General features: G+C 71.3%; 17 protein-coding genes, 1 other RNA gene and 4 pseudogenes. 6 read left to right on the top strand and 16 right to left on the bottom strand.

Features of this window, described 5'->3' with window-relative positions:
- Positions 1–683 precede the first annotated feature (683 nt).
- The 8 genes and pseudogenes from BJF85_RS17205 to BJF85_RS17170 form a co-directional block, all read right to left on the bottom strand.
- Positions 684–1679 carry a C40 family peptidase gene (locus BJF85_RS17205; protein ID WP_075848993.1) on the bottom strand — a complete coding sequence of 332 codons (996 nt, stop codon included), beginning with the start codon at positions 1677–1679 and terminating at the stop codon, positions 684–686.
- Positions 1680–1682: 3 nt separating this feature from the next.
- Positions 1683–2279 (bottom strand): hypothetical protein, encoded by a 597-nt coding sequence (locus BJF85_RS17200; protein WP_075848991.1) that lies wholly within the window; start codon positions 2277–2279, stop codon positions 1683–1685.
- Positions 2165–4342: a magnesium transporter gene (locus BJF85_RS17195; protein ID WP_369822205.1), complete on the bottom strand. Its 2178-nt coding sequence runs from the start codon at positions 4340–4342 to the stop codon at positions 2165–2167. The genes BJF85_RS17200 and BJF85_RS17195 overlap by 115 nt, the downstream gene beginning before the upstream one ends.
- Positions 4339–7357, bottom strand: a pseudogene (locus tag BJF85_RS17190) (ATP-binding protein). The gene BJF85_RS17195 and the pseudogene BJF85_RS17190 overlap by 4 nt, the downstream one beginning before the upstream one ends.
- Positions 7358–7360: 3 nt before the next feature.
- Positions 7361–7921: a hypothetical protein gene (locus BJF85_RS17185; protein ID WP_075848989.1), complete on the bottom strand. Its 561-nt coding sequence runs from the start codon at positions 7919–7921 to the stop codon at positions 7361–7363.
- A 14-nt stretch (positions 7922–7935) separates the two neighbouring features.
- Entirely contained in the window at positions 7936–8199 is a 264-nt protein-coding gene (locus BJF85_RS17180; protein ID WP_075848987.1) for a hypothetical protein, read from the bottom strand.
- 545 nt (positions 8200–8744) lie between these two features.
- Positions 8745–9227 carry a nuclear transport factor 2 family protein gene (locus tag BJF85_RS17175; protein WP_222844571.1) on the bottom strand — a complete coding sequence of 161 codons (483 nt, stop codon included), beginning with the start codon at positions 9225–9227 and terminating at the stop codon, positions 8745–8747.
- Between the two features lie 135 nt (positions 9228–9362).
- Entirely contained in the window at positions 9363–10175 is an 813-nt protein-coding gene (locus BJF85_RS17170) for a sulfite exporter TauE/SafE family protein (protein WP_075848985.1), read from the bottom strand.
- Between the two features lie 544 nt (positions 10176–10719).
- Here BJF85_RS17170 and BJF85_RS31515 point away from each other — a divergent pair.
- Positions 10720–11637 (top strand): annotated as a pseudogene (locus BJF85_RS31515) (DUF222 domain-containing protein); the annotation flags it as partial.
- A gap of 295 nt (positions 11638–11932) precedes the next feature.
- Here the strand turns inward: BJF85_RS31515 and rnpB are convergent.
- The 4 genes from rnpB to BJF85_RS17145 form a co-directional block, all read right to left on the bottom strand.
- Positions 11933–12332: RNase P RNA component class A (gene rnpB / locus BJF85_RS17160), an RNA gene on the bottom strand.
- 37 nt (positions 12333–12369) lie between these two features.
- Positions 12370–13542: a bifunctional RNase H/acid phosphatase gene (locus BJF85_RS17155; protein WP_075848983.1), complete on the bottom strand. Its 1173-nt coding sequence runs from the start codon at positions 13540–13542 to the stop codon at positions 12370–12372.
- A complete protein-coding gene (locus tag BJF85_RS17150; protein WP_075848981.1) occupies positions 13539–14276 on the bottom strand; it encodes a zinc ribbon domain-containing protein in 738 nt (245 codons plus the stop codon). Before BJF85_RS17150 ends, BJF85_RS17155 begins: the two co-directional genes overlap by 4 nt.
- Positions 14273–15097, bottom strand: coding sequence for a Nif3-like dinuclear metal center hexameric protein (locus BJF85_RS17145; RefSeq protein WP_075848979.1), 825 nt, complete (start codon positions 15095–15097; stop codon positions 14273–14275). The genes BJF85_RS17150 and BJF85_RS17145 overlap by 4 nt, the downstream gene beginning before the upstream one ends.
- Positions 15098–15187: 90 nt before the next feature.
- Here BJF85_RS17145 and BJF85_RS17140 point away from each other — a divergent pair, with 90 nt between their 5' ends.
- The 5 genes and pseudogenes from BJF85_RS17140 (at position 15188) to BJF85_RS17120 (ending at position 19769) form a co-directional block, all read left to right on the top strand.
- Positions 15188–15700 carry a low molecular weight protein-tyrosine-phosphatase gene (locus BJF85_RS17140; RefSeq protein WP_255375708.1) on the top strand — a complete coding sequence of 171 codons (513 nt, stop codon included), beginning with the start codon at positions 15188–15190 and terminating at the stop codon, positions 15698–15700.
- A 10-nt stretch (positions 15701–15710) separates the two neighbouring features.
- Positions 15711–16597 (top strand): annotated as a pseudogene (locus BJF85_RS17135) (fructosamine kinase family protein).
- A gap of 89 nt (positions 16598–16686) precedes the next feature.
- The gene (locus BJF85_RS17130) at positions 16687–17637 is read left to right on the top strand and encodes an SURF1 family protein (RefSeq protein WP_075848977.1); all 951 of its coding nucleotides are present in this window, start codon (positions 16687–16689) and stop codon (positions 17635–17637) included.
- Positions 17638–17805: 168 nt separating this feature from the next.
- Positions 17806–18597, top strand: coding sequence for a M15 family metallopeptidase (locus BJF85_RS17125; protein WP_075848976.1), 792 nt, complete (start codon positions 17806–17808; stop codon positions 18595–18597).
- Between the two features lie 203 nt (positions 18598–18800).
- Positions 18801–19769, top strand: a complete 969-nt coding sequence (locus tag BJF85_RS17120) for a D-Ala-D-Ala carboxypeptidase family metallohydrolase (protein WP_255375707.1) — start codon at positions 18801–18803, stop codon at positions 19767–19769.
- On the opposite strand, the gene BJF85_RS17115 is transcribed toward BJF85_RS17120, so the two are convergent.
- The 4 genes and pseudogenes from BJF85_RS17115 to BJF85_RS17100 all read right to left on the bottom strand — a co-directional run bounded on the left by BJF85_RS17115 (position 19675) and on the right by BJF85_RS17100 (position 24480).
- Complete coding sequence (locus BJF85_RS17115) at positions 19675–20574, bottom strand: cobalamin biosynthesis protein (RefSeq protein ID WP_255375706.1); 900 nt, start codon at positions 20572–20574, stop codon at positions 19675–19677. The genes BJF85_RS17120 and BJF85_RS17115 overlap by 95 nt on opposite strands.
- Positions 20575–20796: 222 nt before the next feature.
- Positions 20797–21783: an NAD(+) diphosphatase gene (gene nudC, locus BJF85_RS17110; RefSeq protein WP_075848972.1), complete on the bottom strand. Its 987-nt coding sequence runs from the start codon at positions 21781–21783 to the stop codon at positions 20797–20799.
- 2 nt (positions 21784–21785) lie between these two features.
- On the bottom strand, positions 21786–23198 hold the full coding sequence (locus tag BJF85_RS17105; RefSeq protein WP_255375705.1) for a pitrilysin family protein: 1413 nt from the start codon (positions 23196–23198) through the stop codon (positions 21786–21788).
- Positions 23195–24480: pseudogene (locus BJF85_RS17100) on the bottom strand (M16 family metallopeptidase). Before BJF85_RS17100 ends, BJF85_RS17105 begins: the two are co-directional and overlap by 4 nt.
- Positions 24481–24616: the final 136 nt, after the last annotated feature.

Raw genomic sequence — 24616 nt, 5'->3', positions numbered from 1 at the left:
GCGCCGCCGGGGTCTGGGCCTGCGGGGTCTGCGGCGCCGGGTTCTGCGGCAACCCCGAAGCCGGCGTCACCGGCCCCTGTGCTGCCGGAGCCGCCGGAGTCTGCTGGACGGGTGTCTGCCAGACGGGCTGGGGGCCGATATTCATCGGCGCGGCCTTGCCCTGCTCGGGCACGGCGGGCCGTTCGTCGCGCCGTGCGCCGCGCACCACCGGGTCCAGGCACGACACGAGCACCGTGACCGAGTCCGGGTCCTCGACCTTCCGGCCGCTGCGTTCGCGGTAGACCATCTCGCCGTCGGTGTCGATCTCCACGAAGTAGCCGACCTCGGCCAGCTGCTCCTCGTCGAGGTCCACGAGCCGTTCGGGGCGGGAGGGCACGACCCGGTACGCCGGCCAGTCGAGCCGCGCGTGCCCGTTGTGGAACTGCGAGAGCAGACCGACGAGCTGCTGCTGCCACGGCAGCGGCATGTCCTCGACCAGGGTGCGCGGCAGCACGACGTAGCCGTCGGTGACGCCGGGGTGCGGACGTTGCAGGTAGTCGGCCAGCGGCGTGCTCGACGCCGGCGGCGTGTTGCGCGGCGCGGGCGGACGCGCCTGCATCGCGAACGGGTCGACCTGCGCTCCCCCGCGGCCGCCGCCCTTGCCGCGTTTACCCCACTTCTTCGCCACGTTCGCCCTCCTGCACTCACACGCCAGGCCGGACGGCCTGGGGCACCAGCCCACCTTCGTCCCACGAGACGTCCCGGACGTGCACCGGCACGCCACTCTGCTGCGCCTCGACCATCCTGCCGTCTCCCAGGTACATCGCAACGTGGTGGATCGTGCTCGGGTCCGCCGTGTCGTAGGCCCAGAACAGCAGGTCACCGGGCTGGGACTGTTCGACGGGCAGCATCGCGCCCGCGTTGTACTGGTCGCGGGACACGCGCGGGATCGTGATGCCCGCGGCCTCGTAGGCCCGCAACATCAGCCCGGAGCAGTCGTAGGTGTCCGGCCCCGTCGCGCCCCACACGTACGGTTTGCCACGCTCGCCCAACGCGAACTCGATGGCCCGGCCGGCCTGTTGGTTGGCGACGAGGGTGACGCCGTCGTTCTCCTCGCAGCCGCTGGCGTTCTCGACGTCGCCGAGGTTCTGCACGAGGTGGACGGCCATCGGCTCCCACTCGTGGTACCGGTCGGGGAACGCGGAACGTTCGACGGCCTGCGCCGCCTCGCCCGGCCGCATCTGCTCCCAGTCCGGGATCTCCTCGAGCACGTCGTAGAACTTGTTGACCTGGTACGGCGGGTCGGTCACCTGCTCCGGCGTGCCCCAGCCCATCGACGGGCGCATCTGGAAGATGCCCAACGAGTCGCGGTCACCGTAGTCGAGGTTACGCAGCCGCGACTCGGTCATGCCCGCCTGGATCGCGATCTGCCAGGCGCGCGGCGAGATCTCCCGTTCCTGGCCCATCCGGATGATCAGCTGGACGATCTCGCGCTGTTCGCCCTCGAGTGTCTGGGCGTCGGCGGCGCCACGGCTCTCGTCGCCGGGGTGGGTCGGTCCGAACGCCGCGTCGCAGGACAGGTCGGTGACGCCGCCCATGGCCTGTTGCCGGGAGCCGTCGATGATCGTGATCATGCCGACGGCCATGACGATCGTGAGGACGGCAGCCGTCACACACCCGAGAAGCAGTCCCGCGCGCACGGCTCAGCCCACCTGGCTGTAGTCGGACACGCGCCACCCCGCGTCGGTCCTGATCACCGTGATCGACAGGTCGGGGCCGTCGGTGGCGACCAGCGCCTCGACCGAGCGGGTGTAGGACTGGCCGGCCTCGGCGCGGCCCTGGACGCGGGTTGCGGGGATGTTGTCGGGTTCCACGCTGCGCATCACGGGCAGGAACTCGTCGGTGGTGTACGGACGCAGGCCTTCGAGCCACGCCTCGTTGTCCATGCCCTGTTCGTGGTCGACCCACGCGTTGGCCCAGTTCTCGGCGGTGCGCAGCGCCTCCGGGTCGGCCGGGGCCGCGGTGGGCGTCTCGCGGGGCGCGGTCAGCCGGGTGGCCGGGGCCTCCCGGTCCCCCGTGCCGCCGGTGGCGCCGTCGGCCTGCGACCGGGACGTCTCGGTGGACTCGGCGGCCAGCCCGGTGGGCTGCGGATCGGCGAGCCGTCCGGCGACGATGCCGATCGAGATCACGAGCGCGGTGACGACGATGAGCGTGCCCGCGAGGTGCGAGGGCGAGCGCATGGGCCAGCCCCACAGGCGTCGATAGACGGCCGCGCGGCCGCGGTTGGTACGAATCGGCATGACCCGGCCCTACCGCACCGCTCGGTCGGTGTCGCGGACGTCGTCGGGGCGCACCTCGAGCCCGCGCGAGGGCCGGTACACCACGTACACGGGCTTGCCGGCCACCATCTCCTGGCTGGCGGCACGCGGGGGCGGCGGTGCGGCCGGTGTCGGCGCGGGCGCGGGGTCGACGCGGCGGAGCTCGACCCGGCCCGGAACTGTTCGACCGGCGGTTCCATCCGCGACGGCACGACGAACGGGTCGGGGTCGTCGGCCCGGTCCAGTCCACGGTCGGTGACCGGTGCCGTGTCGACCCGGCGGCTCGGGACGACCATCGGCTGCTGCGCGCCGGGGGCACGGTTCGGTGGTTGCGTGTTGAACGCGGTCGCGGCCGCACCGCCCCCGGACGGCAGTCCCTGCGGGGCGCCGCCGACGCGTTGCGGCGTGCCCGGCCAGTGCGACGCAGGGTGCGCACCGGTCGGCGGGCCGTCGAGCCGTTCGGAGTTCGCCACGACGGACGCCTCGGGCCGGAACCGGCGGCTCGTGCCCGCGCCGCGGGTGGCGGCGCCGCCCTGTGATTGGTCGTCGTCGGCGACGTTGCGCCAGAACTCGTCCTGCGGTGTGGGTTCGTTCGACTTCTTGCGGAAGCGCGAGAACAAACCGCCGCCCTGTGCAGGCATCGCCGAGCCGACCATGCTGACCGACATCTCGACCATCTGCCACAGTCGCTTGCCCGGGCGCCCGACCATGAACAGCAGGACCGTGACCAGACCGGCGAGCACCAGCTGGGTGAGCATCGACAGCGCCGCACCGGCGTTGAAGATCGCCTGCAGCACCAGCGCGTGGACTCCCGCGAGCACCGACAGGATCAGCAGGTTGAACGCCACCCCGCCGATGACCCTGCCGACGCGGCGCAGCACGTCGTGGTGCAGCACGGCGACCAGACCGATCAGCGGTGCGGTGAGGGTGAACAGCCGCACCAGGATCTGCGCCAACAACACGGCCGCCTTGGCGAACAGCTGGAACAGCGAGTAGGCCAGGCTCTGCAGCAGCGACAGGAAGCCGGCGCCGGTGCGCGAGCCGTCCTCGCCGGTGAAGTAGCCGCTGGAGGTGCCCAGCTCGCCGGCGATGCGGTTGAACTCGCCCTTCTTCTCGTTGATCACGGCCTCGTCGCCGTCGTCGCCGTCGCGCATCTGCTGCCACGTGAACGCCTGCGCGTCGAGCAGGTCGCGGCCGTGCTCCTCGGCGTCCGGGGAGTCCGGGGCACCGAACGCGCCGCGCAGCCAGCTCTCGTACACCACGTTGGTGTGCAGGTCGGTGGGCAGGATGTGCCGGACGACGCGGTCCTCGGTCTCGTCGACGAACCCGGCCTGGATGTTGGTGGTGGTCTGCACGATCGCGCGGTCGATGTCGTCGTAGTAGCGCAGCAACGCCAGCGACGAGGCGGCCAACCACACGCCGCCGATGGCGAACAACGCGCGTTTGCTGACCGTCGCCAGGTCGCCGCGCCAGATGTTGCGGAACAGGAAGATCGCCAGCAGCAGCGCGGCGACGCCGAACAGCTGGGCGTAGATGTTGTTGTAGACCGCTTCGGCGCCGCGGGACACGGCCTCGTAGATCGGGTTCAGCACGCCGCCCTCGAGCACCGTGTAGTGCAGCGAGTTGGTGGCGCCGACGATGTTCTTGGAGATGTTGAACAGCTGGTTGCCCGCCCACGTGTCGACCGTCGTGCTCGGGTCGGTCATGGACATGGCGCCGCTGTCGCAGTCGTGGACGTGCCACACCATGCCGGCGTAGCCGTAGTCGACGTAGGCGCTGCCGCCCTCACCCTGGCCGGTCGCCGGGTCGAGCGCGCCGACCATGCCCGAACCGGGGCGCTCCGGGTTGGGCGCCTCGCAGCCGGAGTCCTGAGCCATGGCCGGTGCGCCCAGCACGGACTGGAACGTGAGCACCGCGACCACGGCGAGCATCGCGGGATAACGGCGCCGCAGTACCGCGCCGCCTGGAGCCCGGCGGCGCGCTCGCCTGCGGTGCCAGGCCCATGCGCACGCCAGGACGGCCAGCACCGTCACGACGGTCGTCATGCGGCATCCCTGCCGGTGCCGTTCTTGCCGCGCCCGCCTGCCCGGGCCGGCTCCTGGCTGCCGTCAGGGTTGTCGCCGCCACCGTCGGTGCTGTCGGACCCGGCGGTCTCGCCCCTGCCGTTGACGGCGGTGCCGTTGTGGCCGTTCCCCGTGCCGTTGGGGTTCGTGCCGTTGGATGCGGCGGTGTCGTGCTCGTCGAACTCGGGGTCGGAGAGCACCTGGTCCTCGGTGAGGCCGACCTCGAGTTCGGCGGCCAGTTCCAGGTCCTCCTCGTCGACCCCGGACTCGACGCCGTCGAACTCGTCGTCGGGCGGCGACGGCACGTGGTAGGCGGGCTCGTCGGGCGTCTCGTGCGAGGTGGGCACGGCACGGTCCGGCACGGAACCGGGCGTCGTGTCGAGGGCCTCGCGGAGCTGTTCGAGGTGCGGTCCGGAGAAGTCGACGCGGATGCGTTCCACGCCGCCGGCGCCGTCGCCGAAAATGAACTGCCGCGGGTCGCGGTCGCGTTCCACCTCGCGCTGCCCGCCGGGGCGGCGGCCGAGCGCGGAGACGACCTGTTCGTAGCCGACGCCACGGGCACCTTCAACAGCCGCAACGCGTCGGCCTGCGCCTCGTCGTCGTCGAGCCGGCCGACGAACACCGAGTCGAGCAGGGCCACGAAACCCTGGATCTTCAGGAAGTCCGCGGGGATCTGCGAGGACAGCAGCACACGCACGTTCCACTTACGCGAGTCGCGCGCGAACCGGTTCATCAGGACCCGGCCCGTCGGCACCTCCGACAGGAAGAACGCCTCGTCGATCCACACGCCCTTGCGCGCGGCCTTCGGCTTCTCGTACACCGAACGCGCGGTGAGCCAGGCGGCGAGGTTGAGCATCTCGACGCCGAGCGCCTCGGCGTCGGTCCAGTGCTCGCGGCCGACGCCCTCCTTCGGCAGCGTCAGCCCGGCCATCGTGAGCACGGTGAGCCGGTCGTCACGCTGGTCGGTGTACGGGTCGCGCCGGCCTCGGGGATCAGCAGCGACATGCGTTCGCGCAGTTCGTCGAGGAAGTCGGCGACGACGACGGCGTGGTCGTGGTGCTCGCTCGAGTCGCGCCGCAGCGCGTCGATGACCTGGCCGGGGTCGGCGTCGTACCGGCCGCCGACCATGCGGACGGCGCGCAGCAGCACGATGCGCGTCTGCGGCATACGGGCGACGTCGTAGGGCAGCACGCCGGTGAGGACGTCGAGCACGAGGCGACGTCGGGTGGCGCCGGCGAGGGCGCGTTCGCGCCGCCACGACCGTTCCGGGTCCTCCTCGTCGAGGAAGTGCTCAAGCTGCGGTTCGGCGACGACCCGGTACGGGTTGAGAATGCCGGGTTGGGCGTTGAGCAGGTTGATCGGCCGGGCGTAGGGCCGCAGCTCGGGCAGTTCGCACAGCCGCGACAGCGGTCCCGAAGGGTCGAGGATCGTCCAGTGCGCACCGGCGCGGAGCGTCTTGTAGACGATGCCGCCGCCGAGGAACGACTTACCGCCACCGAGACCGGCGACGATGGACGTCAGACCGGAACCGTCGCGGATCTCCTGCGCCATCCACGGGTCCCACGCGACGGGACGGCGGGTGGCGGTGCACGTCTCGCCGAGCAGGATGCCGCGCCGGTCGCCGACCTCGGCGGTCGCGGTGGGCACCGACGAGGCGGCCCAGACCACCGATCCGCGGCGCAGGTACGCCCCGGAGGCCAACGGTTCGCCCGGGATGAACTCGCGGGCCAGCGAGTACTGGGCCTCGGGGTGCTCGATGGCGACCTTCGGCTTGTACAGGTCGAGCAGCTGTTGGGCGAGCTTGAGCGCCTCGCGTTCGGAATTGCCCGACACCGACATCCGCCACCACGAGCGCACCCGCGTGGCCAGGGCGGTGAACCCGGACGTCATCTCGTCGTCGACCTCGAGCACCCGCGAGGCCTGCCGCGACAACGACTGCGGCGGTTCGAGCTCGTGCTCGTCGGTGTAGTGCTTGACCTGCGAACGCACCTTGTTCATCTGGCGCTGCAGCTCGCCGGAGACCTCCTCGGGCCTGCGCACGTAGATCCGCGCCGACCACTCCACGGGGGCGGGCAGCCGGTCGGCGTGCTGCACCCACGGGTCGTCGGACTCGGGGATCTGCAGACCGTGCATCTGCCCCACGGTCAGCACCGCGACATGCCGCTTGACGCCGGCGTTGGAGCCGGTGCGCCCGCGGACGGTGACGGTCGGGGCGTACGGATCGGCGTGGAAGTCGGCGGCGTCGGTGAAGCTGGCCAGGTCCTCGGGCTCCCACGTGGACGTCGGCACGGCCGGCATGGTGCGCGGCGCGGGCAGACCCAGCGAGCAGGAGCGGTGCATCAGCCACGACATCTCGTCGGCGCCCACCGGACGGCCCTCGAGCCCGGACGAGCCGATGACGCCGTCGAGGTGGTCCACCTCGGAGTCGAGCGCGGTCAGCTCGGCGTCGACGGCCTCGGGGATGATCTTGCGCAGCAGCGGGGCGGCCCGTTCCACGGCCCGGTCCATGACGCGACGGGTCTGGACCTGGACGCCGAGATAGACCTCCTTCTCGGCCATCGACCGGCCCATCAGCTGCTGCTGCTCGCCCACGAGGTAGTCGTCGAACGACTGCGCGCCCGGCACGTCGGACGGCCGGTCGTGGGCGTTGTGCACGTGCGCCTCGGCCCACATGCGGATCGGGTACGGGCGCGTGGTGACCCGCAGGTGCATCCAGCGGCCCTGCAGCTCGGCGTACTGGCCCGCGATCGCGGCGATGAGGTCGCGGCGCTGCGAGTCGGAGCGGAACGACCAGCGCTGCGGGGCCAGGCGGTACCAGGCGTAGACCTCGCTGCCGGTGCGCAGGAGGTGACCGTCGATCGAGCGGGCGGCGATGGAGGGCGTGTAGTTGGGAATCGCCTGTTCGCCGGGCAGTCTCCGGCCCCGGCCGTCGGTCTTCGTCGACGGCGCCGGCTGCGCGGCTTTCCTGCTGGTGCCGCTGCGGTCGCGACCGAACAAGGCCTACCTCCCGACCGACGCGGGGACGGCCGAGCTGTGGCCGGTGCGTCGGTGCGCTCGTGCTGTGCTGTCTGCCGCCGGGTGTCCCTGCGGCGGTGCCGTCCGGCTGGTCCGGGCCAGCCCTGCGCGGTCACCCGCGCCCTGCGCCGGTCCGGTGGCACCGTACGCGACCGAGGCGTTACCCCTCCGTTTGTTCTTCGGCAGGGGACGCTCGGTGCGCACCTTGATCTTGCTCGCGCTGGCCGCTCCGCCGGTGGCGCGGTTCCTCTCGCGCGGGGTCTGCAGTTCCCGCACCCACATCGTGAACACGGCCGACAGTGGACGTTCGTGGCTGATCTTCGACGTGATCAGTCGCGTGATCGCGATGGTCAGCACGAACGCCCACGCCGTGCTGAAGAACCCGAATCCGATCCCCAGCTGACGTTCGATGCCGAGGATGATCAGGAAGACGGGGATGCCGACGCCCCAGGCGACATACCGGGCTCGCCACGGGAACGTTGCCTTCGGAGGGCCGAGCCAGACGGCGTCGACACGATAGATCTCGTCGTCGGTACGAATACGCACGTCGGCAGGCTCCGTCAGCCTGTGAACAAGCCGGCGAGCCACTCGCCGACGTCGACACCGAGCCCACTGACGGCAAGACCGATGAGGGCGAGGGCGATCACGACGCCCCCGAGCCTGCGCATCACGCCGGCGTTGTCACCCTTGCCGCCGCCCAGCCAGAGCAGCAGCAGTGCGACGGAGAGCAGGACGAGCGGAACAATGTTGTCGAGGAGCCAGGTGCGGACTCCTCCGGTGTTGAGCTCGCCTTGCGCCAGTACCGCAAGCGTCATCGTGGTCATCGCTTACTCCCGAGTGCCTGGAGTGTGGTAGCGCTGCGGTAGGTCCGCAGCGCACGAGGTGGTCCAGCACTTCCCGTGTTCGAACAACATCATGGCGTGACGACGGGTGGTGGTCAAAGCCCCGCAAGGGCACAGTTGACCCAGAGGTTTCGTCCACCGTGGGTAACCGTCGCAGGCACTGCGGGCGCGATCGCCACTGCTCGTCCATCCTCCATCATCGTGGTTCAGGCCTCCAGGATTAACCCCGAACACCTGGTTTTCCTAGTGTGCGGATGGCCTCACTCACACGCCAAGATCGACCTCACGCTGAGTTCCGAGTCGCCACGGGCCGCGCTGGCGCGACAAGTGAACCATGACCCGTTCGGCCGCATATCGGCGCTCCACCATGTAAAGCGCGCGTGTAGAGGCCCGGACCACCCAATCCGGCGATCATGGACTTGGTCCGCACCATTTGGCCCAATATTCTTCAACTTTCCGTAACCGCCTCCCCCATGTGGGTCGTCTTGTCGACCCACGCCGCCGTGTCAGCAGTCCGCGTCGCCGTGTCAGCAGTTGGCGTCGCCGTGTTGGCAGTCCGCGTCGCGGTGTTGGTGGTTCGGGGACGTCGTCAGGGCGGGGTGGTCACTTGCGGAGGGCGCGGCGGACGACGCCGGGGTTGCGGAGGATCGCCGGCGCGAGCGCCGCGGCGAACGCGTGGTCGTGAGCCACGGGCGCAGATGGGGCCGGATGCGTGCGATGCGCCCGTCGTCGGCGAGCTCGAGCACCATGACGTCGTCCAACGGCAGTGGTCCGAGCTTCGTGGAGCCGACGACAACGCGGGTCCGTTCGTCGCCGAACTCCTGGTCCCACCGCAGGTCGCCGAGCAGGCCGTAGATCGCGCCCAGGAGGACGCGGAGATCGTCGCGCCCGCGGAACACCATGCGGGCCGACAGCGGCGACACCAGTTCGGCGTCGGGAGCGAGCGCGTCGACCACCCGGTCGATGTCGCCCGACTCGGACGCGGCCCGATATTCGGCAACGTAATCCATCAACAGATCCTCGCAGCGCACGAGCGCCGTGTCAGCGTTCGGCGTCGCCGTGTTGGCATCCCGCGTCGCCGTGTTGGCGATTCGCGGCGCCGTGTCAGCGGTTCGCGGCGCCGTGTCAGCGGTTCGGGGACGTCGTCAGCGCAGACCCTGGATGCCGTACAGGACGGCGAGGCCGCAGGCGGCCACGCCGAGCAGGACCGTCAATGCGCGTTCGGGGAGCCGACGCGACCACCGCGCGCCGAGGTAGCCGCCGAGGAGACCGCCCAGCCCGCACGCCAGACCCAACACCCATTCGGGTGCGACGGCGCCGTCGGTGCGCAGGGCCAGGACGCCGAACGCGAGTGCGCCGACGACCGACGTCACGAACGTCGACGCCAACGCCGCCGGGGCGACCGCGACGACCGACAGTCCGCGGGCGACGAGGATCGGCGCGAGGATCGACCCGCCGCCGATGCCGTAGACCCCGCCGACCACGCCCACGACGAGTCCGGCGACGAGGATGAACCGCCGCGACGGGGCGACGTGCGGGCCCGCCCCGTCCGAGGTTTGCCGCGAGGCTCCGTCGTTGGTGTTGCGCACCGTCCGCCAGATGAGCCAGACACCGATCGGCAGCAACACGGCCGCCGCGACGAGGCGGAACGTGCCGACGTCCGGCACGAGGTACACCCGCACCAGTGCGCCGGCGAGCACACCCGGCAGCGTGCCCCACAACATCAGCCGCGTCAGACTCCCCGGCCGCTGCCCCTGCGCGCGGTACCGCAACAGCGCGCCCGGGCCCGACACGACGTTGAACAGCAGGTTCGTCGGCGTCACCGCAGGACTCGGCACCCGCAGCACATCGAGCTGAACCGGCAGCAGGAACACCGCACCCGATACCCCCACCGGCGCCGTCACCGTCGCGATCACCAGACCCGCAACGAACCCGACGACCAGCAGTTCCCAACCCACCCACCGATCATCACCCACTCGCCGTGTGTGTGGGAGGCGGTTCCAGGGTGTGGGAGGAGGTGCGTGCGGGGTTGGGTGGGTTGCTGCGGGGTCGTGTCAGGACCCCACGTCGCCGTGTTGGCAGTTCGCGGCGCTGTGTCAGCAGTTTGCGTCGCCGTGTTGGCAGTTCGCGGCGCCGTGTTGCTGCTTTGGGGGTGAGGGTGCCTCGCCGGCGGGCAGGTCTCTGGGATGTTCGGCGGCTTTGCCGCCGGGGGAAGTGTCATCCCTCGACCTCGGCTTTTGGGGTATCACACTGCAGCCAGGGCGCAAGGGTTTGTTTCTTGGTTCCGATTTGGGGTTGGTTGCGCCCTGACTGCAGTGTGATGGTTGCTGTTTAGGTCGACGGGATGACACTTCACGAGGCAGTTCTGTGGGTGGGGTGATTGGCAGGGGTGCCTTGCTTCGCTTCGGCGATTGGCGGTTCTTCGGGGATTTTTTGGTTACTTTGCGTGGCGGTTTTTCGTCATGCTTGTGGGTGGTGTTTGTCGATCAGTTGTTCGGTATTATGGGTTGCGTGAGAGATGTTGAGGGGATCGTTGAGTCGGCCCGCGGGGTGCTTGCCTTGCGGGCTCGGGCTGATGCTGCTGAGGTGGAGTTTCTTGCCTCGCTGGACTCCGGCGCGTCGTCGGACTCGCTGGAGCGGCGGTCACTTGCTGAGGCGTTAGCGCCTGAGCTTCGACTGTCGCCGCAGGGGGTTTTGGATCGGATCCATACCGCTTTGGGCCTGACTTATCGGATGCCCCGACTGTTGCAGGCTATGCGTGACGGGCAGGTGGACCGGTATTGCGCTGAGCGCGTACTGAACATTGTCTCACCTGTCGCTGATTCCGACGCACTTGAGGTTGATCGGCTACTTGCGGAGAAGCTTTCTCGGCTGTCCCTGACAGCTTGGCAGCCGCGGAATATGGCTTGGCATGCTTCGCAAATCGTCAAACAAGTCGACCCCGACGCCGAGACCGCCGCGGCCCGCATGGGACACGAAGGGCGCAAGGTGACGCTCGACCACGGCGTCTACGCCCAGTCACGCCTGTCCGCCGACCTGCCTTCCGACGTTGCCTCGGCCGCCTACGCGCGCGTCGACGCCATGGCCCGCAAACTCCGGCTCACCGACTCCTCGCGCAACCTCGACCAGCTTCGCGCCGACGTGTTCGCCGACCTGCTCCTGGGCAACGACCCCGGCGTCCAGGTGCCACAGTCGGCGGCAATGGTCTACCTCCACATGCCCATCGACACCGCGCTCTCCATGTCGGAGACCGGAGCCTCGATCGACGGGATCGGACCAGTCCCGGCCGCGTACGCACGGGAGATCATGACCAACCCCAAGTCGGTCTGGCGCAAGATCCTGTGCGATCCCGCCACCGGCAACCCCGTTGACCTGGGCCGTTCGTCGTATCGTCCGAATTCGACGATCCGCAAACTCGTCGAGGTCCGCGACCGCATGTGCGTCGTGCCCTGGTGTCGACGGCCAGCTCGGCACTGCGACTTCGACCACCAGAAACAGTGGGTCAAAGACGGAGCTCAACCGCCGTCGACAACGCCGCACCCCGATGCCGCCGGCACCACCGGCTCAAGAACGCACCCGGCTGGATCCACTCCTACGACCCGGTCCACGGCACCTCATCGGTCACGACACCACTCGGGGTCACCTACACCGACAAGCGCGAAACCGTCCTGCCACCACGGTCGTCCGAGCTCGACGCCAGCACCTGGCCACGAAAGGGACGAGTTGGCATATAAGCCGGATTCTGTGCCCACGGGCGTGCCGTGGGTGGCGACCATCCATCTCGGCCTGCCGTTGCCGGCAGGCTCAAGCGGTCTACCCGCAAGCTCGGGCGGGCCGCCCTCGAACGCCTGCGCAGGAACGCGAACGTTCCCTCTTGACCTTGCTCCGGGTGGGGTTTACCGAGCCGCCCCGGTCACCCGGGGCGCTGGTGGTCTCTTACACCACCGTTTCACCCTTACCCGGCGACCGTGGCCGCCGGGCGGTCTGTTTTCTGTGGCACTGTCCCGCGGGTCACCCCGGGTTGCCGTTAACAACCACCCTGCCCTGTGGAGTCCGGACTTTCCTCGAAACCACACCCGCGGAGGGTGCGGCGTCGCGGTCGCCCTGCCAACTCGTCCAGCTTTCCAGGTTACTCCGCCGTCCCGCGCCGGTTCACCGAAGGTGCGAGATGTCGTTCACCAGGCGGACACTGGCGTTGCCGTCCGGGTAGAAATCCGCGATCGACAGCGACGCCGGGTCCAGATGGAGGCGGAACAACAACGACGGGCCGGCGTCGAGGGCCAGGCGCAGCAACATCTTGATCGGCGTGACGTGACTGACGACGACGATCGTGCGGCCCGCATAGCGCTCGAACAGCTGCTCCTGCGCCTGCCGCACCCGGCGGTACACCTCGTCGAAGTTCTCCCCGCCCGGCGGCGACACCGACGTGGCACGCATCCACCGGCCGTGCACCTCCGGATCGCGCTGCGACGCCTCGGCGAACGTCAATCCCTCCCACTCGCCGAAGTCCGTCTCCCGCAACGGTTGCACCGTGTCCACGCGCGCGCCCAACGCATCGCCGACCGCCTGCGCCGTCTGCGCGGCACGCGTCAACGGCGACGTCACCACCACCGGATCCGCGTCGCGCACACCGTCCAATTCGGCCAGACGCTTCGCCACGGCCTGCGCCTGCCACTGCCCCGTCTCCGTCAACGGCACGTCGCCGGCACCGGAATACCGGCGCTCCACCGACATCGCCGTCTGCCCGTGCCGCACCAACAACAACCGCGTCGGCGTGCCCGCCGCACCCGTCCACCCCGTGGGCGCCACCCGGTCCGACGGGGCAGCAGCGGGCGCCGAGTCCGTCAACGACAGCTGCTCGGCCTCCTCCTCGGGATCCTCGACAGGAGCCGAAGCAGCAGGGGCCGACGGACCCGCGGCCTGGGTGTCCATGGCCTCGTTGGCGAGCCGGTCGGCGTGGGAGTTCTCGGCGCGGGGAATCCACGTGTAGGTCACGCGGGAGAGCCGGGCGGCGGCGTCGCGGGCCTGCAAGGCCAACGGCTGCAACGCCGCGTGCTTGATCTTCCAGCGGCCGGACATCTGCTCCACGACGAGCTTCGAGTCCAGCCGCGCCTCCACTGTGGACGCGCCGAGCTCGGCGGCGGCCTCGAGGCCGGCGACGAGACCCTGGTACTCGGCGACGTTGTTGGTCGCCACACCGATCCCGACGGACCGCTCGGCCAGCACCTCACCCGTCGCGGCGTCCTTGACCACCGCGCCGTACCCGGCGGGGCCGGGGTTGCCGCGCGACCCGCCGTCGGCCTCGACGATGACGTGCACGGTCACAGCCCCGATTCCGGCGTGCGCACCAGGATCGCCGAGCAGTTCTCACACGTCACGACGTCGTCCTCGGCCGCGCCCTTGATCTCCGAGAGCTGGCTGCGGTCCAACTCGAGCCTGCACGCCTCGCACTTGCGCGCCCGCAACATGGCCGCGCCGATCCCCCGCTGCTCGCGCACCCGGTCGTAGGTCTTGAGCAGCGGCTCGGGGAACGTCGGCGCCAGCGCCGCCCGGTCGGCCTCGCGGCGGGCCTGGGTGGCGTCGAGGTCGGCGATCGCCTCGTCGCGGCGGGTCGTGGCGTCGGCGAGGTCCTGTTCGGCCCTGTCGACCTCGGCGGCCGCGCGCTGCACCTCGATGTCGGCGGCCTCGCGGCGTTCCATCAGCTCGAGCTGGTCGTCCTCGAGGACCTGCTGCCGACGCGCCAACGTCTGCAGCTCGTGTTCGAGCTCGGTGAGCTGCTTCGCGCCCGCCGACCCGGACTCCATGAGCTTGCGGTCGCGGTCCGCGCGGGCGCGCACCGCCTCGACCTCCTTCTCCTGGCGGCCCACTTCCCGCTGCAGGTCGGAGGTCGAGGTCTGCGCGTTGACGAGGGCGTCCCGCTTGTCGCGCAACGACTTCTCGATGTCCTCGATCTCGGCCAGCTCGGGCAGGTTCCGTCGACGGTGAGCCACGCGCGCCAGCTCCGCATCGACGGAGGCGAGCTCCAGCAGCTGACGCTGCACGGACGGATCTGCCTTCACTTCGTACTCCCGTTCGCTCGGACGTTCCACGGGTCTGTGCACCGCGTGGAAACGTGAACCTCGACGTTACCCGCCGTACGGATCACGTCGGCGGCTTGGCCGCACCACGGCCACTCGCTCGCCCAGTGCGTCACGCCCACCAGCGCGGGCACGTCCGACCGCTGTTCGAGATGCTCGCCGGCCGGGTGGTGCCGCAGATCGGCGGTGACGTAGGCGTCGACGCCCTCGGCGGTCGCCGTCGCGAGGAAGCCGTCGCCGGCGCCGCCGGACACCGCGACCGTGCGGATCGGCCGCTCAGGGTCGCCCGCGCCGAGCGCGCCGGGCACAGTGGCCGGCAGCGCCGCACCGACGCGCTCGACGAACGCCGCGAACGGCTCGGCCTCCGGCAGCACGCCGATCCGCCCCAGCCCCGTGCGTGCCCCGTCTGCGTGCGGCACGAGCGGACGCTGCACCCGCAGTCCGATCGCCTCCGCCAACGCGTCGGACACCCCGGGGTCGGCCGAGTCGGCGTTCGTGTGGGCGCAGAACAACCCCACGCCGCCGCGGATCAGCCGGTGCACGAGCGAGCCCTTCGTGGTGTCGGCGGCGACGCCGTGCACCCCGCGCAACAACAGCGGATGGTGCGCCACGATCAGCTGAGCACCGATCTCCAACGCCTCGTCGACCGTCTCGGCGACCGGGTCGACGCACACCAGCACGCGCTCCACGGGCTCGGCCGGATCGCCGCACACCAGCCCCACCGCGTCCCACGATTCGGCGAGCTCGCGCGGATACGCGGCGTCCAGTGCGGTGATCACGTCGGCGATGACAGGCGCGGGCATGGCGTGATCCTCGCATGCACGAGCGGACACGACCGGGCACGGGCGGTGCACCCGATCCGGCTGCGGAGCCCGGTCAGGCACACTGGCGACGTGACGACTCAGCAGCCCATCGAAGAGCGCTCCCCGGCCGCGCCCGTCCACATCTGCTTCGTCTGCACGGGCAACATCTGCAGATCCCCGATGGCCGCGCTCGTGTTCGAGCGGCACCTCGCCGACGCGGGCCTGGCCGACCGCGTGAAGGTCACCAGCGCGGGAGTCGGCCGGTGGCACGTCGGCGATCCCGCCGACTCTCGCGCCCGCGCGACCCTGCGCGCCGCCGGCTACTCCGACGACCACGTCGCGGCGCAGCTCGGACCGGCCCACGACGATGCCGACCTGTTCGTCGTCGCCACCACGAGCCACCTGCACGACGTGCGCGAGTTCAGCGGCCCGGACGCCGACCCCGACCGCATCGTCCTGCTGCGCGAGTTCGACCCGTCGGCCCCGCCGAACGCCGAGGTCCCCGATCCGTACTACGGCGGCGACGACGGCTTCACCGACGTGCTCGGCATGATCGAGCGCGCCATGCCGCAGCTGCTCGACTGGGTCCGTAAGCGGCTGTGAGTCGCCGGCCGTGAACTCCGCCAGCCACACCGAGGCCCGCCGCGCCGTCGCCCGGCACACCGGCGGCGACGCCGCCGACGTCCGTCCCCTCGGCGGCGGGGACGTCGCCGTCGCACGTCTGGGCGACGGGCGCGACGTGGTCGCCAAACGTGGCGCGGGCCCCGGCGCCACGGCCGCCGAGGGCGCGGGGCTGCGCTGGCTCGCCGACACCGGCACCGTGCCCGTCCCCCACGTGCACGGCTGGGACGAGGACTGGCTCGTGCTCGACCACGTCGCGTCCGGCGGGCCGACGCGGGAGGCGCGGAGACCTTCGGCCGGCAGCTGGCGGCGCTGCATCGCAGCGGCGCGCCGGCCTTCGGCTGCCCGCCGCCCGGCGGCCCGGCCGACGCGTGGATCGGCCTGACCACGATGACCAACCGCGCCCACGACGACTGGCCGACGTTCTACGCGGGCCTGCGTATCGAGCCTTACGTGCGCGTCGCCGCCGACCAGGGCCTGTTCGACAGCGAGGACATCGCCGTGTTCGACGCCGTGTGCGCGCGGCTGCCGGATCTGCAGCCCGGGCCCGAACCCCCGGCCCGGCTGCACGGCGACCTGTGGAGCGGCAACGTGTACTGGGGTTCCGACGGACGCGTGTGGCTCATCGACCCGGCCGCCCACGGCGGGCACCGGGAGACCGACCTGGCCATGTTGCGGCTGTTCGGCGCACCGCAGCTCGACCGCATCCTCGCCGCGTACGCCGAGGCCGCGGCCGACGCGGGCGCCCCGCTCGCCGACGGCCACGAGGCCCGCACGCCCCTGCACCAGCTGTATCCGCTGCTTGTGCACACCGTGCTGTTCGGCGGCGGATACGCAGGCCAGGCGCTCGCCGCGGCCCGAACGGCACTGCGCTCGTAGGGAGCGCGGGCGCGGCCGAGTTGAGACCCACGCCGCGTTCGGGGAGACCACACCGCACGCCTCCGGAGGCCGCCCCCTACCGTGGAGGCGTGCGGTGGAAGTTCCTGCTCAAGCCCGGCTGGCTGGCGTTGACGGTGGTGGTGTTCCTCTTCGCCGCCCTGTGCTTCTCCGCGCTCGCGCCCTGGCAGTTCCACCGGCACGACGAACGCGCCCTCCAGAACGAGGCCGTCTCCACGGCGGGAGACCCGGTTCCGCTCCACGAGGTCCTGCCCGGCGATACCGCGCCCGACGGCGACACCCAGTGGGAACGCGTCACCATCGAGGGCACCTACCTGCCGGACGACGAGGTCATCGCCCGGCTCCGCACCGTGCAGGGCGAACCCGCGTTCGAGGTCCTCACCCCGCTGCGCACCTCCGACGGGGAGGTCGTGCTCATCAACCGCGGCTACGTGCGGCCCGACGACAACACCGGCGTCGGCCCGGTCGAGGCCCCGCCGCAGGGCCCCGTGACCGTCTCGGCCCGGGTGCGCGTCGACGAGGACGACCCCGGAAACCGCGACGCGTTCGCCGACGAGAGCACCGAGGGCCGCATGCACGCCTACTCGGTCGACTCGCGGGTCGTCGCACGCGCGACCGACCTCGACATCCGGCCCGGCTACTTCCAGCTCGAAACCGACCAGCCCGGGGTGCTCACCGCGCTGCCCCTGCCCCAGTTGCAGCAGGGCCCGTTCTTCTCGTACGCGCTGCAGTGGGTCGCGTTCGGCGTGATGGCCCTGCTCGGCTGGCTGTACTTCACGATCAGGGAGGCGCGGCCCGGCGGTGTGCTCGCCGGACCGGAGCCCGGGGAGAAATCCGACTCCGCCGCGCAGGACGGCCCTCCGACCGCGGGCGACGAACACGGCGAACGCGCTACGGAGAAGCGACCGGCCACGAAACAACAACCGAAGAAATCCAAACGGAAATCGGTTGCGCAGATTCTCGCGGAGGACGAGGAAGCCGAACGGCAGGCCTCCGCGGAAGCCGGTTCCTCACGACACTGAACACCCCACCGGGAACGAGCTGGGCCGAACGGCGCGGCATCAGACTTTCGCATTAGCCCGTACGTCCGGTTTTTCCCATTTATCCGCCCATTGCTCACCGACCTCGGGCAGGTTCTCCCCTGGCGCCGCTCCCCCTGCGACGCCCTCGGTCCACCCTGCGGAGGTTCCATGCGCAAGAAGATCCTGTCCATACTCGCGGCGTTCGTGATGGCCCTGACCGGAGCGGTGGCGACGAACGTCGTCGCCGCGACCCCGGCGACCGCGGAGCCGGCCACGGCGGCGTCCACCCCGGCCGCGAAGCCCTCGGCCCAGAGCAACTGCTACACCTGGAACAGCACGCTGCGGCGCGGTTCCAGCGGCGCCGCGGTGACGCAGCTGCAGATCCGCATCGCCGGCTGGGTCGGCACGGGCGAGAGCCTGGCCATCGACGGCCAGTTCGGCCCCGCCACCGAGGCCGCCCTGCGCCGCTTCCAGTCCGGGTACGGTCTCCAGGTCGACGGCATCGCAGGCTCGGAGACGTTCGGCCAGATCTACGCCCTGCAGAGCGCCGACTGCACCCCGATCCACTTCGCCTACTCCGAGTTCAACGACAACTGCGGCGCGAACAACTTCTCCGGCGGCCGCGTCGGTGCCGCGACCGCGCAGGAGAACACCCGTCGCGTGATGTGGCAGCTCGAGGCCATGCGCAAGAAGCTCGGCGACCGCCCGATCACCATCAGCTCCGGTTTCCGCAGCGTCTCCTGCAACTCGTCGGTCGGCGGCTCGGCCACCAGCCGGCACATGTACGGCGACTCCGCCGACATGGGCATCGTGACCAACGTGCACTCGCAGTGCACGCTGTACCGCGCCGCCCGCAACGCCGGGTTCACCGAGATCCTCGGCCCGGGCTACCCCAACCACAACGACCACGTGCACGTCGCCAACGGCACGGGCACGTTCCACCGCGCGCCGAACTGCTGACGCGCCCACCCGAGTAGGCGGGGTGGATTCCGGACCGCTGTCCCGGAATCCACCCCGCCGCCTTTTCCGCCGACGAAAGTCTGGCCGACTCGCGACTTTCGTCGTGCTCCGCTCGACGCAATTCTCCGATTTGCACTGACACCGGCGAAAAGTCACGAAATTCTCCTCATCGGCGTTACTCACCGACTTTTCGGAGGATGATCATGGCCAAACGGACCCTGTCCCTGATCGCCGCGGCGGCCGTCGTGGCGAGCGGGCTGACGACCGCGGTGGCGGCCGTCAGCCCGTCCACCACCACCGCGTCGGCAGGCCCCGTCACGGCCGTCTCGGCCGCGCCCGCCCCGGCCGCCTCGGCGTCCGACGACTGCTACACGTCGAGCGGCACGCTGTCCCGCGGCGACTCGGGCGAGGCGGTCGCCGAGCTGCAGATCCGCGTCGCCGGCTGGATGAGCACGGGCGAGAGCCTGGCCATCGACGGCGAGTTCGGCCCGGCCACCGAGAATGCCGTGAAGCGGTTCCAGGCCGGCTACGGCCTGTCCTCCGACGGCGTCGCCGGCTCCGAGACCTTCTCGAAGATCTACGACCTGACCAGCAGTGACTGCACCCCGGCGCACTTCGCGTACTCGGAGTTCAACGACAACTGCGGCGCGAACAGCTTCGCCGGCGGCGCCGTGTCGGCGGCCACCGCGCAGGAGAACACCCGCCGCGTGATGTGGCAGCTCGAGGCCATGCGCAAGAAGCTCGGCGACAACCCGCTGGGCATCAGCTCCGGCATCCGCAGCGTCGACTGCAACGCCTCGGTCGGCGGCTCGAGCAGCAGCAGGCACCTGTACGGCGACGCCGCCGACCTCGGCAACGCGTCGAACTCGATCGCCCACTGCACGCTGTACCACGCCGCGCGCGACGCCGGCTTCACCGAGATCCTCGCGCCGGCTACCCCAACCACGACGACCACGTGCACGTCGCCAACGGCACGGGGACGGTCCACCGCGCACCGAACTGCTGATCGGGACGCGCAGGCGGTGGGACCGGATTCCGTGTCCCACCGCCGCCGGTCCGGTTCCGTGGTCCGGTGGGTCAGCGGCGTCCCAGGCCCGCGAATGCGGCCAGCACGACCGCGGCCCCCATGGCGCACACGCCGACGACGCGCGACAGCTCGACGGCGCGCGTGACGTGTCCGGCGTCGGGGTTGCGGCCCGCGCCGAGCACCGGGAGCTCGGCCACCCCGGCGGGATACACGGTGCGTCCGCCCAGGCGGATCTCCAGCGCGCCGGCGAACGCCGCCTCCGACCGTCCGGAGTTCGGATGTGGGTGGGCCGCGGCGTCGCGGCGCCAGGCGCGCCACGCGCTCGGCGCCGATCCGCCCACGACGGGCGCCGCGGCGGTCGTCAACACCGCCGTGAGGCGGGCGGGCACGAGGTGGGCGAGTTCGTCGAGCCGCAAGGCGAGCGTTCCGACGGCACGGCCCTGATCGGCTCGACCGCCGCGCCGCCTGCCGAGCACGGCGATCGTGCGCGCGCCCAGCAGCCCCGGCATGCCGGCCACGGCGCCCCAGAACAGGGGCGCGACGACGGCGTCGGAGGTCTGGTCCGCGACGATCTCGATCGACGCGCGGGAGAGGGCCGGCAGGTCGAGGTCGGCGGTACAGCGGGTGTCGCCGGCGGCGACGGTGTCCCGGGCCGCGTCGAGGTCGCCGGACTCGAGTTGCCGGGCCAGTTCGGTGCCGTCGCGGGCGATGCGGGCGCCGCCGAACACCGACCAGGTGCCGGCCGCGACGGTCACGATCCGCAGGACCGGTCGCCGCTGCACGGCGCGGTCGACGAGCGCACCGACGGCGACGCTGCCCGCGGTGAGCACCACCGCGGCGCCGGTACCTCCGACATGCCGGGACAGAGCCTCGGCCGCCTTGGGCAGGAACGCGACGGGTCGCGGCGGGCTCGAGCGCCGTGGCCGGCCGACCAGACTGTCCGCGGCCACGCCGAGTAACAATCCCACGGCACGATATGCACTCACTGCCCCGAAGCCCCCATTCCGGTGAAACTCAGCGCGAGCCTACCCACCCGCACACCCCCGCCCCCTGCGGTGCTCCCGAGGCTGTGTCGTCTCGCGACCAAGGGCCTCCAGGGCAGGACACGAAAACAGTGGGGTCAGCGGGGGTGAGGGTAGCGGAGATGTATACCGTGGGTGGTTGCTTTCCTGTCACGAGTCTGCGGCGGCCCACGAACGGAGCATTCCGTAGGCGATGGACGTGCGCCCCGGCAGGAGCAGCTCGTCGTTCTCGCCCGCGAACGCCGCCCGCACCTCGGCGCGGCTGAACCACCGCGCCTCCTCGATCTCGCCGTCGGCGGGCCGCAGCGCCGCTCCCTCGTCCGCCCGCGCCGCGAAGCCGAGCATGATCGACCGCGGGAACGGCCACGGCTGGCTGCCCAGGTAGCGCACGTCGCGCACCTCGACGCCGACCTCCTCCCGCACCTCGCGTTCGACGCAGCCCTCGAGCGACTCGCCCGCCTCGACGAACCCGGCGAGGATCGAGTACCGCTTCGGCGGCCACACGGGCTGGCGCGCCAGCAGCACCTGCGCCCCGTTGACGCCGACGTCGTCGTGCACGAGGCAGATCACCGCCGGGTCGGTCCGCGGGTACTCCTCGCGCTCGCACCCCGGGCAGCGGGTGGCCCAGCCGAACTGGGTGCGGACGACCGGCCCGCCGCAGCAGGCGCAGAACCGGCCGCGGCGGTGCCAGTTGCGCAGCGCCTCCGCGGTGGTCAGCAGCCCGGCCGAGGTGTCGTCGAGCAGCGCGCCGTGTCCGCGCAGTTCGAGCCACACCTCGTCGTCGTCGGCCGGCATCTGCTGACGTATGCCCCAGCCGCCGTCGACCTCGACGGTGCCCAACCCGTCCGGCTCGTCGACCGGCACCATCCAGTAGTCGACGCCGTCCCATTCACCCAGCAGCGACGCGTCCTCCGGCGGTTGCGGGCCGAGGTCGGCGGCCGCGCGCGTGCTCAGCGGGGCGGCGCCGCTCTCGACACCGGACCGCCGCGCCGGCGTCCGGCCCCGCGGGTCGACCACGACGACGCGTGCATCGGCCCACCGCCGGATCAACCGCTCCGGGTCCTCCCGCAACGTCTCCTGCCGGTCCACAGTGGACCGGGACAGGGCGGGCGTCTCAACGAGTTGGAACGCCTGCACCGCTACCGATCCGCGATCCGCACACCGCCGAGGGCCTCGAGCTGGGGCCCGAGCACGTCCGCGTCGCCGACGACCACCCCGGTGAACCGGGTCGGCGCGAAGAACTCCAACGCCACCTCGGCGACCTGTTCGGTGGTCACGGCGGCCAGGCGTTCGGTGTGCCCGCGCAGCCAGTCGAGGTCCAGTCCGACCGAGGCCAGCGACATCAGCTGGTTGGCCAGCCCGGCCTGCGAGGCCGCGCCGATCAGCAGCGAGCCGGTGGCGTACTGCCGCACCGAGTCGACCTCCGCGTCGGTCGGCGGGACGAGTCCGAGCCGGCCGAGCTCGTAGCGGGTCTCCAACAGCGCGGCGGCGGTGACGTCGCTGGCGGTGTCGGCGTCGACCTGCACGGTCGCCTTGCCGTCGGTGAACTCGAATCCCGAGTGCGCACCGTAGGTGTAGCCCTTGTCCTCGCGGATGTTCTCGACGAGCCGCGACGAGAAGTAGCCGCCGAACGTCAGGTTCGCCAGCTGCAGCGCCGGGTAGCGCTCGTCGGTGCGCGGAATTCCCTGCGCCGACAGCCGGATCTGCGACTGGACCGCACCGGCGCGCGGCACGAGCAGCACGTCGCCGCCGGCGAGGTCGGGCAGCTGCGGCAGATCCGTGGCCGTGGCCTCGGAGGCCCACCCGCCGAGCGCCTTCTCCACCTCCGTGAGCGTGGCCTGCGGGTCGAGGTCGCCGACGAGCACGAGCACCGAGCCGCGCGGCAGCACGGCGGCCGGGTGCAGCGCGCGTACCGCGTCCGGGGTGACCTGCTCGACGTCCTCGGGCAACGGCACCTCCCGCGTGTACGGGTGGTCGCCGTAGCGGTGCCGCTGCAACGCCTCGCGCGCGATCACGCGCGGCTGCGTGCGGGCGACGGCGAGCCGTTCGACGAGGCGGGCGGCTTCGCGCTGCACCTCGTGGTCGGCGTACGTCGCCCCGGTCAGCAGGTCGCCGAGCACGTCGAGCAGCGTCGGCAGGCCGGTGGCGAGCGCGCTGCCCGACAGCGACAGGTGCTCCGGGTCGACGGCCGCGCCGAGGTCGCCGCCGATGAGCGCCAGCTCGGTGTCGATGGCGACGCGGTCGCGCCGCGCGGTGCCGGTGGTGATCGTGTCGGCCAGCACCTCGGCCGTGGCGGTGTGCATGCCGTCGGCCGCTCCGCTGGGACTGCCGAACGGGATCGTCATCCGCAGTTCCACCATCGGCGCGCCGGGTTTGCGCACCGCGAGCACCCGCAGGCCGCCGGCCAGCACGGTGTCGACGTGGTCGAGCTCGTCGGCGCGGCGCTGCTCGCCGAGTGGCGGCAACTCCCGCGGTCCGGTCGGCGTGCGGCCGATCTCGTCCGCGCTCCGGTGCGTCTTCGGGGTCGAGGGGGTCGAGGGGGTCACGGTCACTGGGCACCTCCCTGGGCGGGCTCGACCAGCAGGACGGCACGCGAGTCCGGGCGTAGGTTCTTGGCCGCGTGCGACACCTGGTCGGCGGTCACGGCGGCGATCCGGTCGCGACGCCGTGCATGAGCGAGGCGTCGCCGTAGAGCAGTTCGAACGAGCCGAGCCCGAGCGTGCGGTTGACGAGCCGGTCGTGGTCGGCGTGCAGCATGGCGCTCCACCGCGCGGTGACCCTGGCGAGTTCGTCGGCAGACGGCGGCTGCGACGCGATCGACTCGAGTTCGGTGTCGACGGCACCGAGGATGCGGTCCACGCCGACGTCGGGCGTGTGCATCGCGGTGATCGAGAACGTGTCCGGGTCGCGGGCCTCGAACGGGCCGAACAGGCCCGCCCCGGCGTTGATGTCGGTGACGAGCGGTTCGGCGTGCACGAGACGTTGCTGCAGGCGCGCACCGTCGCCGTCGACGAGCAGGCTGGCCAGCACCAGATGCGCCAGGTAGGCGTCGATCTCGCCGATCGGGTCCGGCATGCGGTAGCCGACGGCCAGCGCGGGCAGCGGCGCGTGCGGGTCGACGTGCGTCTCGCGCAGCTCGCGGGTCGGGCGCGGCTCGTCGAACGAGGGCCGCACCGGCCGCGGGCGCGCCGGGACGTCACCGAAGTGCTTCTCGATGAGCTCCCGCGCGCGGTCGACCTCGATGTCGCCTGCGACGGTGAGCACCGCGTTCGCCGGGGCGTAGTAGGTGTCGAAGAACGCCGCGCAGTCCTCCAACGTGGCCTGCTCGAGGTCGGTGAAGTCGCCGTAGCCGTTGTGCGCGTTGGGGAACGTGTCGTACAGGACCGGCGGCAGGAGGATCCAGGGGAACCCGCCGTAGGGCCGGTTCAGCACGTTGAGCCGGATCTCCTCCTTGACCACGTCGATCTGGTTGGCGAGGTTCTCGGCGGTCAGCTTCGGCGCGCGCATGCGGTCGGCCTCGAGGAACAACGCCCGCTCGAGCGCCGCCGACGGCAGCACCTCGAAGTAGTCCGTGTAGTCCGGATGCGTCGACCCGTTGAACGAGCCCCCGCTGCCCTGGATGTGTCGGAAGTGCGCGAGCTTCTCGAGGCTCTCGCTACCTTGGAACATCAGATGCTCGAACAGGTGCGCAAAGCCCGTGCGGCCTTCGGGTTCGGAACGGAATCCCACGTCGTAGTGCACGCTCACGCCCACGACCGGAGCACTCCGATCGGGCGCGAGCACCACCCGCAGGCCGTTGTCCAGGGTCAGTCTGTGGAGAACGGGTTCGGCCATGCTCGCCACCCTACGGGAGTGCCACACGTCCCCTCCGGCCCTTCGCACTCCCGAGGGCCCCATGGTCGCATCGAGCGCAGCCGCGCGTCAGCGCGTCGTTGGGGGGTGGTGGCCGGGCGACGGGCGGGCGCGACCA

This window comes from Saccharomonospora sp. CUA-673 (genome assembly GCF_001942305.1).
Classification (GTDB): domain Bacteria; phylum Actinomycetota; class Actinomycetes; order Mycobacteriales; family Pseudonocardiaceae; genus Prauserella.
The sequence above is the reverse complement of the archived record's forward strand: the minus strand, read 5'-3'. Positions and strand labels throughout refer to the sequence as shown.